Source organism: Variovorax ureilyticus, assembly GCF_037889935.1.
In the GTDB taxonomy this organism is placed as follows: Bacteria; Pseudomonadota; Gammaproteobacteria; order Burkholderiales; family Burkholderiaceae_C; genus Variovorax; species Variovorax ureilyticus.
In genome coordinates, this window is sequence record NZ_JBBKZU010000024.1 from 1 (window position 1) to 14,373 (window position 14,373).

General features: G+C 67.3%; 9 protein-coding genes. 7 read left to right on the top strand and 2 right to left on the bottom strand.

Annotated features, from left to right (window positions below; translation table 11 throughout):
* The 7 genes from WKW77_RS32235 to WKW77_RS32265 all read left to right on the top strand — a co-directional run.
* Positions 1 to 3,433 (top strand): Ig-like domain-containing protein (locus WKW77_RS32235; RefSeq protein ID WP_340360972.1); only part of this gene is annotated, 3,433 nt, incomplete at its 5' end.
* Positions 3,434 to 3,543: 110 nt separating this feature from the next.
* Positions 3,544 to 4,539 carry an OmpA family protein gene (locus tag WKW77_RS32240; RefSeq protein WP_340360973.1) on the top strand — a complete coding sequence of 332 codons (996 nt, stop codon included), beginning with the start codon at positions 3,544 to 3,546 and terminating at the stop codon, positions 4,537 to 4,539.
* A 368-nt stretch (positions 4,540 to 4,907) separates the two neighbouring features.
* On the top strand, positions 4,908 to 7,109 hold the full coding sequence (locus tag WKW77_RS32245; RefSeq protein WP_340360974.1) for a type I secretion system permease/ATPase: 2,202 nt from the start codon (positions 4,908 to 4,910) through the stop codon (positions 7,107 to 7,109).
* A gap of 143 nt (positions 7,110 to 7,252) precedes the next feature.
* Positions 7,253 to 8,431, top strand: a complete 1,179-nt coding sequence (locus tag WKW77_RS32250; protein ID WP_422823309.1) for an HlyD family type I secretion periplasmic adaptor subunit — start codon at positions 7,253 to 7,255, stop codon at positions 8,429 to 8,431.
* 5 nt (positions 8,432 to 8,436) lie between these two features.
* Positions 8,437 to 9,975, top strand: coding sequence for a TolC family protein (locus tag WKW77_RS32255; protein ID WP_340360976.1), 1,539 nt, complete (start codon positions 8,437 to 8,439; stop codon positions 9,973 to 9,975).
* 77 nt (positions 9,976 to 10,052) lie between these two features.
* The gene (locus tag WKW77_RS32260; RefSeq protein WP_340360977.1) at positions 10,053 to 10,721 is read left to right on the top strand and encodes a hypothetical protein; all 669 of its coding nucleotides are present in this window, start codon (positions 10,053 to 10,055) and stop codon (positions 10,719 to 10,721) included.
* Between the two features lie 300 nt (positions 10,722 to 11,021).
* Positions 11,022 to 11,582, top strand: coding sequence for a hypothetical protein (locus tag WKW77_RS32265; protein ID WP_340360978.1), 561 nt, complete (start codon positions 11,022 to 11,024; stop codon positions 11,580 to 11,582).
* 4 nt (positions 11,583 to 11,586) lie between these two features.
* Here WKW77_RS32265 and recJ read toward each other — a convergent pair whose 3' ends face one another.
* Positions 11,587 to 13,296 (bottom strand): single-stranded-DNA-specific exonuclease RecJ, encoded by a 1,710-nt coding sequence (gene recJ, locus WKW77_RS32270; RefSeq protein WP_340360979.1) that lies wholly within the window; start codon positions 13,294 to 13,296, stop codon positions 11,587 to 11,589.
* 2 nt (positions 13,297 to 13,298) lie between these two features.
* Entirely contained in the window at positions 13,299 to 14,270 is a 972-nt protein-coding gene (locus WKW77_RS32275; protein ID WP_340360980.1) for a hypothetical protein, read from the bottom strand.
* Between the last annotated feature and the right edge of the window lie 103 nt (positions 14,271 to 14,373).

Below are 14,373 nucleotides of genomic sequence, written 5' to 3' on the forward strand. Positions count from 1 at the left end.
CGCGACCACCGACGACCCCTCGCCGACCCTGACGGGCACGGCCGAGCCGGGCAGCGTGGTGACCATCTACGACAACGGCAGCAAGCTGGGCACGGCCAGCGCCGACAAGGATGGCAACTGGACCTACACCCCCACTACGCCTCTGAATGAGGGTCAGCACGACTTCACGGTGAGGGCGACCGATGCGGCCGGCAACACCAGCGCGTCTTCGCCATCCTTCAAGCTGATCACGGACTACACGCCGCCGGATGCGAGCAAGCTCGCCATCACGGGCGTGGAAGACGACGTGGGTGTCGTGACCGGCAATGTGGTCTCGGGCGCCACGACCGACGACGCCGAGCCGCTGCTGCGAGGCACGGGCACGGCTGGCGACACGATCATCGTGATGGTGAAGGACAGCACCGGCAGCCACGAACTCGGTCGTGCCATCGTCGACGACTATGGCTACTGGAAGCTGGCGGTGGACAGGCCGCTGGCCCCGGGTGCCAATGAGTTCACGGCCATCGAGATGGACGCCGCAGGCAACAAGACCAGCCCCAGCGCGAGCTACACGATCGTCGTCGACACCAGCCTTCCCGGCTCGATCACGATCGACGGGATCACGGACGACACCGGCGTTTCCGCGAGTGACTTCGTCACCAACGACACGACGCTCACGATCCGTGGAACCCTCGGCCAACCGCTGCAAAGCGGACAGGTCGCTCAGATTTCCACCGACGGTGGCAAGACCTGGCAGAACGTCAACGTCTCGGGAACCGACTGGAGCTTTGTCGACGGCCGCACGCTCGCGGAGGGTTCGTACCTCTACACCGCGCGCGTGATCTCCGCGGCCGGTGTGCCGGGAACGCCCGACTCGAAGACCGTCGTGGTCGACACCACGGGGCCGACCAACAAGACCACGGTCGATCTGGCAACCGCGAGCGATTGGGGTGACTCGAACGCCGACAACATCACCTCGAACAAGACGCCGACGATCAACGGCAAGGTGGGCGCCGGCAGCGACACGAACCTGAGCAAGCTGACGGTCACGCTGTTCGACGACGTCAACAACAACGGCAAGCTGGATGCGGCCGACCGCGTCTTCGCCAGCGGCATCAAGGTCAACGCCGACGGCAGCTGGACCTACGACCTGCCGAGCCTGAAGGACGGCTCGTACCGCCTGAAGGCGGTGCTGGCGGACGTGGCGGGCAACCAGTCCAGCACCGTCTCGACGCTCGATGACAAGAACGCGAACCTAGTGATCGACAGCAATGTCCGGCAGGTCATTTCGGGCCAGCGGGCGGCCGACGAGTTCGGCTGGGACGTGACCAACATCGGCGACTTCAATGGCGACGGCATCGACGACCTGCTGGTCGCGGCCCCATGGTTTGACAATGCAGGGTACGGCGATACGGGCGCGGCTTATGTCCTGTTCGGCTCGCCCGCAGGCTTGGCCAGCGTCGGCAACATCGCCAATCTCACGCCGGAGCAAGGCCTGAAGATCTACGGTGCGGTGCCGATCCAGGAGGGTGCCGACCGGATGGGCTACACCATCAACATGCTGGGCGATATCAACGGCGACGGCTACGCCGATGCCCTGGTCGGTTCGCACTGGAACGACAAGGTCTACGTGGTCTTCGGCGGCGCGAACGGAACCTGGGCGAACGGCACGCTCAACCTCAACGCGATCGACAACGGCGACAACCGCTACGGCTTCAAGGTGGCGCTGCCGGTGGCCAACGACAGCTGGTTCGGTTTTGCAACTGGCGCCGCCGACATCAACGGCGATGGCTATGCGGACCTGTTGATCGGTGACCGCGAAGGCAACGCCGGCTTCGGCAATGCCATGGTGGTCTATGGCCACTCCGGCAAGTGGTCGAACATCGAACTGGTCTACAGCAACAGCAACACCACCTACTACAACTGGTCGCTGCCGAGCGGCGTGCATGGCACGCTGATCACGGGAACCTCGTCACAGGTTGGCTCGGTCGCGCAGCCCGGTATCGTCTACAACCGCGACCTCGGCGAATCGATCAACGGCGTCGGCGACGTCAACGGCGATGGCATCGAAGACTTCGTGGTCGCAGATCCGCGCGCAGGCAACGTGCTGTCCTGGCAGAACGGCGCAAGCGCCGGCACCGCCTACCTGATCTACGGCACGAAGGATGGCCTCCCGGCCAACTACGACCTCGGCAGCCTCACGGCGGATCAGGGCATCCGCATCAATGCGATGCCCTACGAATGGATCGGCGGTTCGAACACGGTGGAATCGCACAATCTGATCACCGGTCTGGGCGACATCAACGGCGACGGCATCGACGACTTCGCCATTGCGGCCCCGTACTCCGATCCGGGCGATCCGGGCCGGGTGTGGGTGATCTACGGCAAGGCGGGCGGCTATGGGAAGGACATCAACCTGGATGCCTTCTTTCCCTCGACAGCCTACGGACCGGCGACCGGGTACACCCCGACCTTCACGGCTGCCGATGGCTTCCTGCTGGTGAACGAGAAGTCCACGTCCACCAACCAGAGCAGTGACACGGAGTGGTTCGGCACGAGCATTCGCGGCCTGGGTGACGTCAACGGCGACGGCATCAACGACTTCCTGGTCGGTGCGCGCTACGCCGATAGCAACGGCCTGAACAACAACGGTGCGGTGTACGTGGTCCACGGACGTGGCGAGAACTTCGATGCTTCGGTGATTTCCATCAAGGACATCGTCAACGATCCGTCCAAGGGCTATGCGCTGCGCGGGCTGACCAACGAAGAGTGGCTGGGCAACGGCGTGGCGGTGGGTGACTGGAACGGCGACGGCGTGGCCGACATTGCGGTGGGTGCGCCGCTGCAGGACGCCAATGGCCTCGGCGATTCAGGTTCCGTGTTCGTGTATTACTCGACGCCGAACTTCACGCAGGAGTACACGACGGGCGACGACGTGCTGGTCGGCACCAGCGGCGTGGACTTCCTGTCGGGCGGTGGCGGCAACGACACCATCTCCAACATAGGCACGAAGGACATCGCGCTGGGCGGCACCGGCAACGACACGGTCAAGATCCTGAGCACGGACTTCACCAACGTCGACGGCGGCGCGGGCATCGATACCCTCGTGCTCGACGGCCGGGGCATGAACGTCGACTTGACGGCCCTGCAGAGCAAGGTCAAGGGCTTCGAGCAGTTCGACCTCGGCTCCGGCGGCAACTCGTTGAGCCTGCACATGAGCGACATCACGCGACTCGGTCAGAGCAACGTGCTCGTGAACGACGGCAAGAAGCAGCTCGTGGTGTACGGCGACGTCTCGGGCCAGGTGAACCTGGTCAACACGGGAGTCGCGGCCGACCAGTGGACCGACGCGGGTACGAAGGCCATCAACGGCGCGACGTACCACGCTTACACCAACGTCGCTGGAACCAGCGAGCTGCTGGTCGAAGACAAGGTTCACGTCACGATCCTGTAACCACCCGGGCGGCGTGGTGGCCTCCTGGCACCACGCCGTTCGTGGAGTCGCCCTAACCCTTCCTTCCACTACCACCCCGGCGCCTGGCCGCCGGGGTGCTGGAGCCTTACATGCAACAGTCGAATTCCATTCCTTCCAAGCGGCGCCTGGGCGCCGGTCGCGGCCCGGCCCTGGTGCTGTCGACGCTCTGTCTTTTCCTCGCTTCGGCCGCCGGCGCCCAGCCCGTCGCAAACGCAGCCGCCCATCGAGAGGAGGCTTTCTATAGTGCGGCGCCCGGTGTGGCGTCCCATCTGTCCCAAGTGATCTTCTTCAGGTCCGCGACGCCGTCGTCGGCCGGCAATGACCGGAACGGGGCCCATATCTACGTGGATGGCGAGTTCCACACCGCGCTTTCGGCGAGCCGCTATACCCGCTTCTGCGTCCCACAAGGCGTGCATTCGCTCGAGGCTTACATCGGCGATGCGCCCCGCTATGGCGGCAAGGCCAACCCGAAGACGAGGGTCTCGCTCGAAGGCGGCAAGACCTATTTCGTGCAGGTCTCCGACAGCGGCCTGGGCGAGGCCGTGCCGCTGGCGCGCGCCGAGGCGGAGCGCGCGCTCGCCGGCTCCCGCGAGCAGCGCCGCTTCGTGAATCGAGCGAGCACGGTGGTGGCCTGCGAGGAAGCCCCGCGCTCGTCTGCGCCGCCACCTCCGCCCCCTCCGTCACCTGCGCGGCGAATGAGCTTCACGGTCAGTAGCGACGTCCTCTTCGCATTCGGCAAGGGCAACTACGAATCGATCACGCCGCAGGGCCGGGCCGAACTGCGAAAGATCGCGGAGAAGCTTCGCGCGCAGCCCACCGACAACGTCAGCACGATCACGGTACGCGGGCATGCCGATGCGATCGGTTCGGCGGCCTCGAATCAATTGCTGTCCGAACAGCGGGCCCGGACCGTGAAACGCGTCCTCACGGAAGAAGGTCTCACCTCGGCTCGCATTCGCACCGAGGGTGTGGGCAGTCGCGAACCCGTCGTGTCATGCCCGGCCGCAGGAACGCAGCAGCAGCGCATCGACTGCAACGCGCCGAACCGCCGCGTCGAGCTGGATGCCGACAGCGTGCATGAGTGAGTGTTTGGCCGGGCTTCCGGCTCGACAAGAAAGTCACTGAATCAGGCGGCCTTCGGCCGCCGTTTTGCTTTTTGAGCGCTTTCTCATTTTCCGTTCCGGATCGCTTCAAGAAAATTCCACTTCCTCAACGGGTCGCGGCGCAAGCAGGGGTCGCCGGTCTCCATTTCCGAGATCTCGAAAGTGCGGTTCAGTCGTCGCGACCGGTGATTCGCCGCCGCTGGTCCGGAGCCCGCATCCGGATGCCTTGACGTCGCGACGCCGTCTCGGCCGCATCCAGTGAAGCCGTGTTCATTTTTCATCCGCGCCTCGTCTCGAGGCGCTGTCGAGCGCGATGGCAGCCCTGATGCCGTCGCCAACAAGGAGTACTCATGACTGCCGTGATGGTGCAGAACAAGCCCGCGGAAGGGCAAAACGCGATCCAGCCGCAGGCGGGTCCGGACACGCTGCTGTGGGCGGTGCACTGGCTGTGCGTTCACCATGGCGTGCCGCTGAGCATGGCCGCCCTGCAGGCGGGCTTGCCGCGCGACGCGCGACTCTCGCCCACGCTCGCAGGGCGCATGCTGGAGCAGGCCGGGATCGGCGCGGGGTGGATCAAGCGGGACGTGGACGACCTGCTTCCCTATCTGTTGCCCGTGGTCCTGCTGCGCAAGGATGGCGGCGCCTGCGTGCTGCTGGCGCGTCACGGAAAAGGCCGCGCGGCCACCTATGACGTCGTGCTGCCGGAAGCGGGCGGCGGAAGCGTCAGCCTGAACGCCAATGACATGGGGGAGCTCTATGGCGGGCACGCGCTGCTCGCCAAGCCGCGCCCGCGCCTGGACGAGCGCGCGGGCCCGGAGGTGCAGGAGAGCGAAGGCCACTGGCTCTTCGCCACGCTGTGGCGCTTCCGGCGCTACTACGCGAGTGCTGCGCTCGCGGCATTGCTCATCAATGTGCTGACGCTGGCCAGCACCTTCTTCACGATGAATGTGTACGACCGCGTGGTCCCCACCGGGGCCTATGTGACGCTCTGGTCGCTGGCGGTCGGCGTGGTCTTCGCGATGGTGTTCGAGTTCTGCGCCCGCCATGTGCGCTCGCATCTGGTGGACGTCGCGGGCAAGAAGGCCGACCTGCTGCTGGGGGCGGCCCTGTTCCGCAAGGTGCTCTCCACGCGCATGGAGTTCAAGCCGCAGTCGGCCGGCTCTTCGGCGAACCAGCTGCGAGAGTTCGAGTCGGTGCGCGACTTCGTGACCTCGGCCACCGTGTCGACGCTGTCCGATCTGCCCTTCTGCCTCCTGTTCGTCGCGATCATCGGAATGATCGGCGGCCCGCTCGCGCTGGTGCCGCTGCTGTCCATTCCGCTCATCGTCCTCATCAGCGTGGCGATCCAGTGGCCGCTCGCACGCGCCATGCAGGAAAACCTCCGCGAAGGCTCGCTCAAGCAGGGCCTGCTGATCGAGTCGATCGAGGGCCTCGAATCGCTCAAGGCAAGCCGTGGCGAAGGCGTCATGCAGCAGAAATGGGAGCATTTCAGTGCGCTCGCCGCATCCAGTTCCATGAAGTCGCGCGCCCTGTCGAGCCTGGCGGTCAATCTCGTGACCCTCATCCAGCAGCTGCAGACGGTGGTGCTGGTGGTCTGGGGGGTCTACCTGATTCATGCCGGTTCGCTCAGCATGGGCGCGCTGTTTGGCGCGGTGATTCTTGCGAGCCGTGCCACGTCGCCGCTGGCGGCGGTCGTCGGGCTCGCGGTGCGCTATCAGCAGGCCAAGACCGCGCTGCGCTCGCTCAACCAGATCATGAAGCACCCGGTCGATCGCGCGCCGGGGCAGCGCTATCTCGCCAAGCCCCAGTTCGCCGGCAGGGTGACCTTGCGAAAGATCGGCTTCTCGTATCCGAGTCCGCCGATGCAGCCGTCGCCGAAGGTCCTGCAGGACATCAGCCTGGACTTCAAACCAGGCGAGCGTGTCGCCGTGCTCGGCAACATCGGCTGTGGCAAGTCCACGCTGCTGCGCATCATGGCGGCCCTGTATCAGCCCTTGAGCGGCCAGGTGCTCATGGACGGCATCGACGTCGGGCAGATCGATCCGGCGGACCTTCGCGCCGCGGTCGGCCTGCTGGGCCAGGACGCCCGCCTTTTCCACGGAACGCTGCGCGAGAACGTGACGATCGGCAACCCGGCCGCGACCACGGAGGAATTCCTGCGGGTGGCACGGCTCACCGGTCTGGATGCGATCGCGGCGCGGCATCCGCGCGGCTTCGACATGCCGATCGGCGAAGCGGGGCAGGGACTCTCGGGCGGCCAGCGGCAGCTCGTCGCGCTCGCACGCTGCCTGCTGCTGCGCCCGCGCGTGCTGCTCATGGACGAGCCGACCAGCTCGATGGACCTGCAGACCGAGCAGTACTTCCTGCGGCGCATGACGGCCGCCACGCAGGGGCAGACCGTGATCGTCGCGACGCACCGCCTGTCGGTGCTGGAGATGGTGGACCGCATCGTCATCCTCGACGGCGACGGCAGGCTGTACGCCGACGGGCCCAAGGATGAGGTGCTCGAGCGCCTGCAGGCCAAGACCTCGAACGAAGGGAAAAGCGAATGAGCGACGATACCCCCGATCGACTGCCGGCAGCCGCCGGAGCGAACGACAAGCAGCGCCACGCCGGGACGAATCCGCCCCCGGCCATCAGGAATGCCGCCGAACGACCGGCAACGGCCCGTGTGCGCAAGGAAGACCTCGCGTTCATGCACGATCTTCGCGAAGCGATGCTGGTGCAGAAGACGCCAGGCAGCATGCTGGTCCTGTACCTGATCGCCGTGATCGTGGTCGTGGCGCTGGTCTGGGCGCATTTCGCGCGCGTCGAAGAGGTCACGGTCGGTGAGGGCCGGGTGATTCCCGCCAGCCGCGAGCAGGTGATCCAGAGCCTCGAAGGCGGGATCCTCGGCGCGATGTACGTGCACGAGGGCGATGTCGTGGAACGCGGACAGGTGCTGCTGGAGATCGACCCCACCCGTGCGGGCGCGGCGTATCGCGAAGGCGTGTCGAAAGTCGTCGCGCTCAAGGCCTCGATCGCGCGGCTGCGCGCCGAGGCCTATCAGGAGCCGCTGAAGTTCCCGGATGACGTGATGGCCGTGCCGACGATCGTGAACGACGAGACGCGCGCCTTCAATGCACGCCAGCAAACACTCTCCGAGAGCGTGCGGGCCCTGCGGCGCAGCCTGGATCTGGCCGAGCGCGAGATCGGACTGTCGGAGCCGCTGTCGGCGCGGGGCCTGATGTCCGAGGTCGAGATCCTGCGCATGAAGCGGCAGGCCAACGAGTTCCGGCTGCAGATCGCCGAGCGGCAGAACAAGTTCCGTTCGGACGCCAATGCGGACCTCACGCGCCTGGAGGGCGAGCTCGCTCAGGCCAAGGAGAACGTCGGTGCGCGTGAGGACGTCATGAAGCGCACCACCATCCGTGCCCCGCTCAAGGGCACCGTCAAGAACATTCGCGTGACCACGATCGGCGGCGTGATCCAGCAAGGCGCCGACATCATGGAAATCGTGCCGCTGGAAGACCAGTTGGTGATCGAGGCCAAGATCAAGCCCTCGGACGTGGCCTTCATCCGCCCGAACCTGCCGGCCGTGGTGAAGATCTCCGCGTACGACTACGCGATCTATGGCGGTCTGAAAGGCGAAGTCGAGCACATCAGCCCCGACACGCTGAAAGACGACGAGAAGGCTCGCCAGGGCCGCGCCGATGCCAGCTACTACCGGCTGCTGGTGCGCACCGACAAGGCCTCGCTGCATGCCGGCGAAAAGGACTTCCCGATCATTCCGGGCATGACGGCGACGGTGGAGGTCCGCACGGGCGAGAAGACCATCCTGAGCTATCTGCTCAAGCCCGTGCTGAAGGCGCGTGAGGCTTTCAGGGAGAGGTGAGAAAGATGCACAAGAAACTGCGATCCACGGCGCACGCCGTGGCCGTGCTGGCGGGTTGCCTTGGCGCCGCCGTGATGGCGCAAACGGCGCCGCCGTCGGCTCCGCGGACCCTCGAATGGGGTCACTTCGCCGATGGGGGTCCACCGGGCTCTTCGACTCCCGCCATTCCAGCGATTCCTGCGATTCCCGCGTCGGCCGCGAAGCCGGTCGCCAAGCCGGCCGAGCGGCCGCCCCTCGCGGTGGCTGCGCCAGCACGGGCTTCGGCCAGCCTTCCTCCGCACGTGCAAGCCGACGCGATGGCGCGGCCGCGGATGAGCGAGGCGACGCGTGCGTTCTTCCAGAGCACCGTGAGCAAGGCGCTGGCCCGGAGCCCCGAGGTCCGCGAGGCGAATGCGAAGTGGCTGGCCGCGGAGTCCGACATCAGCGAGGCCAAGGGCCAGCGCTGGCCGCAGGTGCAGCTCGGTGTGGCGTCGCCCTCGGCCACTTTCGGCAGCGGCACGAACGAATCCGCACGCAACGCGATCGGCAGCGTCCAGGTCACGACGCCGGTGTACGACTGGGGCCGCATTTCCCGCACGGTCGAGAGCCGCACCGAGACCTCGAGGGCCGTGCACGAGCAGATGATGCAGGTGCGCCAACAAGTGGCTTTCGACACGCTCAATGCGGTCATCGAGCTCGCGCGCAACCGCGAGGCGATGACGATCAGCAACGCCTACGTGGATCGCATGACCGAGCTGGTGGACATGCTGGGCGAGATCGTCAAGGCCGATCGCGGGCGTGCCAGCGAGCTGACCCAGGCGCGCGCGCGCCGCCTTCAGGCCGTCACGAGTCGCGATCAGGTCGCGGCCAAGCTCGGCGAGGTCGAGATCGATCTGATGAAGCTCGTGGGCGAAAAGGTGACGCTGCCGGCCGGCCTGCAATGGGGTTTCGGCGTCGTCGACGTGCAGGACGCATTGCAGGCCGCGCCGGAGCACCCGTCCCTGCGCCAGGCGCGCGCCGAAGCCAAGGCTGCCGAGCTGTATGCCGAATCGGTGCGGGCCTCGCGGCGGCCGCAGCTGAACTGGGTGGTCTCGAAAAGCACCCAGCAGGACAGCCTCGGACGGAGCCAACCCTGGGCCACGGGCCTGTCCGTGCAATGGAACGCCTTCCAGGGCGGCTCCGGCACCGCTTCGGAACGCGCCGCCTTCGAGCGCGCGGCCGCCAGCGAGCAGAAGGCCGTGGCGGCGACGCGCGACCTGGAGTACCGCCTGCGCACTTCGGCTTCGCAGCGCGACGCGGCATTGAGCCGAGCGAACGACTACACCGCGCTGATCCGGGATTCGAACGAGGTGCGGGCCGCTTTCTTCGAGCAGTGGTATCACCTCGGGCGGAGAACCCTGCTCGACGTGCTCATCGCGGAGAACGACCACTACAACCAGCAGATCGCTCAGGTGAACAGCCGCTTCGACGGCGAGGCCGCCGACCTGCGCATGCGGGCGGATGCGGCCATCCTCCTCACCCGCCTCTTCGGTTCCACGGGCGACGACGTTCCGTCGCCGCTCTGAGGGGCGCTTCGAGTTCCGCGCGGCGGCGAGCGCGACTGTCGCCGGGCTTTCAACGGGACTGCCTAGAATCCGCCGGCATGTCTCGACGGGTTCTTGCCGCCTTCCTTTGCACGCTCGCCTCCGCCTCACAGGCGGGCGGGCATTTCGACGTCGATGATGCCGGCACGCTGGACCCTGGTCGCTGCCAATACGAAATCTGGGCCGGCCGCTTCGGCGAGGACAAGGTCACCGACTATCACTTCGGGCCTGCCTGCCGGGTCGGTCCGGTCGAACTGGGCCTGAGCCTCGATCGTTATTCCGTCCTCGGCGAACACGCCTACTTCCTTGGGCCGCAGGCGAAGTGGACCTTCTTCGGCCAGGACCCCGACGCCCGTCTTGCCGCCGCTGTGTCTGCGAGCCTGACATTCGACGTGACGCGCGGCGGCCACACGGGCGGGCAGTTCGTGATCCCCGTGAGCTGGCGCGCGCTCGACAGTCTGTGGATCCACGCCAACCTCGGCGCCGACTGGTCCACGGACACCGGCGAGCGCACCGGCCGGGGTGGCTTGCAGGCCGAGTGGGCGATGAACGACGCCGTCTCGCTGATCTTCGAGCGCTTCCGCGCGTTCGGCCTCTGGACCTCACGCGGCGGCATGCGCTACAGCATCACGCCGTCCATCAGCATCGACCTCAGCGCCTCACGCACCGGGACGCAGGGCGTCTGGGGCTACGCAATCGGTCTCAACCACGAGTTCCGCGGCTTCTAGGCAATCGCCGGGGCGCATGACATAGGCCCTGCGTCCGGGCCGAGTGAGCGCATGCATCCCCCGAACGGCGGATGTGCAACGGCCACCGCCCCATGCAGACTCCGCCTCGTCGCAACAGACAGGAGACGAAATGGGGGATCCCGCAATGCGCGGCGTGCGCTGGTCGCGCGTCATGGCCGCTTCATTCAACCGTGATGTAGTTCACGCTTCTTGCGAGTGAGGACTGACAACGCTATGTCGCGATCCGAAGCATCCTTGCACACTGTTCTGCGGTCGAAGAACTCCCGCGAAAGGCTCGCCATGCGAATCGTGCGGACCCCGTCGAACAAGGTCGAAGGCCCGATTTCCGACTACCACGTGCTGACGTATGCCGACTCCGGCTTCGGCCCCTTGCCGCACTACACGAAGCGCCGCGTTCCACGTGACCAGGTGGAGGAGATCGTCAGCCGCATCAACCAGCGCGACGAGGCGGCTACCTTCTTCCCGCTGGCACTGAGCGCGGTGCCGCGCAAGGTGATCTGGGACAAGCTCCACTGGTCGGAGCTTCGCGCGCACCTTGCGGACTTCCTCCAGGTCAACGCACGCGCCTTCGGCGCGCGCCGCATCCTCATTGATCTGCAATCGCCGCACGGAACCGCGCACGTCATGGAAGCACTGCGCGGCGCGGTCGAAGACGTGCCGCCGGTCTGCGTGGAGGAGATCGTCGTCGTGACCGCGGCAGAGGGCGTCGATGAGCAGCCGCAGCTCTCGCGGCGCCAGCGGGACGCGAGCGTCATCGCGGCCATCGCTAAGGACCACGAGGCGCGCGCCGCCGAGGCCGAGATCCGCATGCGGCGTACACGGCAGCACGGTAGCGCCTGAGCGTTCAGATCTCCGCGCCTTCGACCAGGAAGCGCACGCGCCGCACTCCCTGCCACTCGTCTGCGTCGAGCCGGTAGGCGATCACCACGCGCGGCGGCAGCGGGTCGGTATGGCCGAACCAGATGCCGTCGACCGGCTTGCCCTTGTGCCGGAGCTTGAGCGCAAGGTGCTTCTCGCCGACCAGCCGCTGCGAGACGACTTCGACCTCCTCGCTGAAGGTCGGCGGCGCGAAGCCCTGTCCCCACACTTCCCGATGCAGCGTATCGACGAGGTCGACGCGCAGGTATTCGGGCGCGAGCGGCCCGTCGGTGTCCAGCCTGCGGGTGAGCGTGGCCGCGTCGAGCCACTCCTGCGCCACTTGGGCGAGCGCCTTCTCGAACACCTCGAACTGCTCGCGCGCCACCGTGCAGCCCGCCGCCATCGCGTGGCCGCCGAAGCGCAGCAGCACGCCGGGATGCCGCTTGGCGACGAGATCGAGCGCGTCGCGCAGGTGAAAGCCCGGAATGGAACGGCCCGATCCCTTGAGTTCGTGTTCCTTGCCGTCCGCGCCGCTGGCCGCGAAGACGAAGGTCGGCCGGTGAAAGCGTTCCTTGATGCGCGAGGCCACGATGCCCACCACGCCTTCATGGAAGTCCGCGCCGAACACGCTGATCGCCGCGGGCGGCTGCCGGGTGTCGTCGAACATGGATTCGGCCAGGCGCAGCGCCTGGTCCCGCATGCCGCCCTCGATGTCGCGGCGCTCGCGGTTGATGCCGTCGAGCATGCGCGCGAGTTCGTCGGCCCGGGCGGCATCCTCGGTCAGCAGGCACTCGATGCCGAGCGTCATGTCGGCCAGCCGCCCCGCCGCATTGATGCGCGGGCCGAGCGCGAAGCCGAAGTCGAAGGTGGTCGCGATCGCCGCGTTGCGCCCCGCCGCCTTGAACAGCGCCGCGACGCCGGCCGGCATCGCGCCCGCGCGGATGCGGCGCAGGCCCTGCGCGACCAGCCGGCGATTGTTGGCGTCGAGCCGCACCACGTCGGCTACGGTGCCGAGCGCCACCAGCGGCAGCAGCGTGTCGAGCTTGGGCTGCTGCGTCTTGTCGAACACGGCGCGATGGCGCAGCTCCGACCGCAGGGCCAGCAGCACGTAGAACATCACGCCGACGCCAGCGATGCTCTTGCTTTCGAAGTCGCAGCCCGGCTGGTTCGGATTCACCATCACGTCCGCGGCGGGCAGCTCGGCGCCCGGCAGGTGGTGGTCCGTCACCAGCACCGAGAGGCCGCGCGCCTTCGCGGCGGCGACGCCTTCGACGCTCGCGATGCCGTTGTCCACGGTGATGAGCATGTCGGCGCCGCTGTCCGCCACGCGCTGCGCGATCGGCGGTGTGAGGCCGTAGCCGTCGGTCACCCGGTCGGGCACGAGGTAGGTCGCGTGCTTGGCGCCGAGCAGGCGCAGGCCCCGGATGGCGACCGCGCAGGCGGTCGCGCCATCGCAGTCGTAGTCCGCGACCACGCACAGGCGCTTGTCGCTCTGGATCGCATCCGCCAGCAGCACGGCTGCCTCGCGCGCACCGCGCAGCGTGTCCGGCGGGAGCAGCAGCGCGAGTCCGTCGTCGAGCTCGGCCCGGCTCAGCACGCCGCGCGCCGCGTAGAGCTGCGCGAGCAGCGGATGCACGCCGGCCTGTTCGAGCGCCCAGGCGCTGCGTGGAGGAATCTCTCTGGCAATGATCTTCATCTTCACAGCCCTCCGAGCACCGCGGCAGCCGAGGGCCGGCTGAACATGCTGCGAAGCCGCTGCCCGATGCCGCGCGACTGCACGCCGAAGCACTGCGCACCGCGATCGCCGCAGAGGGTGATCGCCACGTCCGCGCCATTCGCGCAGGCCGTGATCAGCTCGAAGATCGGGCCTTGGTCGAGCGCTTGCCATGCCGCAGCCCACGCGGCGCCGTCGTCTCGCAGTGCGGGCGCGCGCAGGTCGCCAACCACCTCCGGCTCGGATGAAGGCAGGCCGATGAACGAGGCTGGCAGGCTCCCGGTCCCGCTGAGCCAGAACGAATTGATCGGCGGCACGCCTCGCGCCGCGCGCTCGTCGTTCACGCGCTCGGTGTAGAGAAGCATCTGCATTTCGTTCTGAAGGCGGCGCAGGGGTCGCGCCGCATCGGACAGCGGTGACCACTCCGAGATCGGAAAACCCACGGCGCGGTCCATCGATGCCGTCGCGAGACCGTCGAAGATCTTGCCGCAGGCCAGCCAGCGGCCGGGCGCCGACGAGGCGTGCAGCGCGATGCCATCCTCGGCGAAGAAAGGCTGCGCCACTGCGAGCAGCGCGGCGGATTCGGCGGCATCGATCTCGATGGCCGAGGGATCGCCGAGCACCACGTCGTCGATGCCGACCTGCCAGTGGCACAGCGTCGCTGCGCCCCAGCTCGCGCCGGCGTCCGTGGGCGCGAGGCCGAGCCTGCGCGCTTCCAGCGCCGCCCACGGGATGCAGCCGTCGGCTGCCGAAATGCCGATCGATTTGGCGAGCGCGCGCTCATGGGGAGGCGAAAGGGTGATGTCATCCTGCGTATCGCCGCTGACCAGCGCGAGCCGCGAAAGCAGCGCCTCGAGCTTCGGCAGCCGCAGACCCGCGAGGGCTTCGCGGCAGGCGGGCGAGCTGCGACCGGCGAACGGAATCAACAAATGGCGGGGAGAGGGGGGCGCAGACATGGGCCTATTGTCCGGGATGCCAAAATCCGTGGATGACCTGCCCCCACGCTCCTCACTTCGTGTATTCGCTGCCCCCCGAGGGGGCGCGGACCTCCTTCGGGGC